This window comes from Bradyrhizobium sp. MI1.4, assembly GCF_055811315.1.
This window is the reverse complement of the sequence record NZ_JBVVPP010000143.1, coordinates 1-674: the sequence shown is the minus strand read 5'-3', so window position 1 is coordinate 674 and position 674 is coordinate 1. Positions and strand designations below refer to the sequence as shown.

Here is a 674-nt window from a genome sequence, read left to right as displayed (position 1 = left end):
TTACGAACCTGGTGCTGTCGGGCCCGAAATTTCACGCCGCTCTCGAGGCCCTCGCGCCAAAACGACGCAAGAGCTGCTCCACCTCAGCGGCCGGCCTGGCGCCGCTGAATAAGAATCCCTGCACCTCGTTGCAGCCCTCTGCGCGAAGCCAATCCAGCTGCTCGGTCGTCTCCACCCCTTCCGCAGTTGTGGTGATGTTGAGGCTACGCCCGAGGCCCGAGATCGCGCGCACGATAGCGACGCAGTCGGAACGTTTCGCGAGATCCTTCACAAAGGAGCGATCGATCTTGATCTTGTCGAACGGAAAGCTGCGCAAGTAGCTCAGGCTGGAATAACCTGTTCCAAAATCATCCAAAGAGATGGAAACTCCAAGCTCGCGCAGCTGGTGCAGGATGGCGAGATTGGCTTCGGATTCCGCCAGGAACACCGACTCGGTGATTTCGAGCTCGAGCCGCTTGGGCGACAAACCCGAATTGGCGAGCGCTGAAATAACCACCTGGACCAGATTACGGCGACGAAATTGTGCCGGTGACAGGTTGACCGCGACCTTGATTTCGGACGGCCACTTCACCGCCTCGTTGCAGGCTTCACGCAATACCCACTCGCCGAGCGAGACGATCAGTCCGATATCTTCCGCCACCGGAATGAACTCCGCCGGCGAGATCATGCCCTTC

The 674-nt window shown here is 59.2% G+C and carries 1 protein-coding gene; it reads right to left on the bottom strand.

From position 1 onward, the window contains the following. Positions 1–31 precede the first annotated feature (31 nt). A partial coding sequence (locus tag AC0L23_RS40005; RefSeq protein WP_473358427.1) for a putative bifunctional diguanylate cyclase/phosphodiesterase occupies positions 32–674 on the bottom strand: 643 nt, incomplete at its 5' end.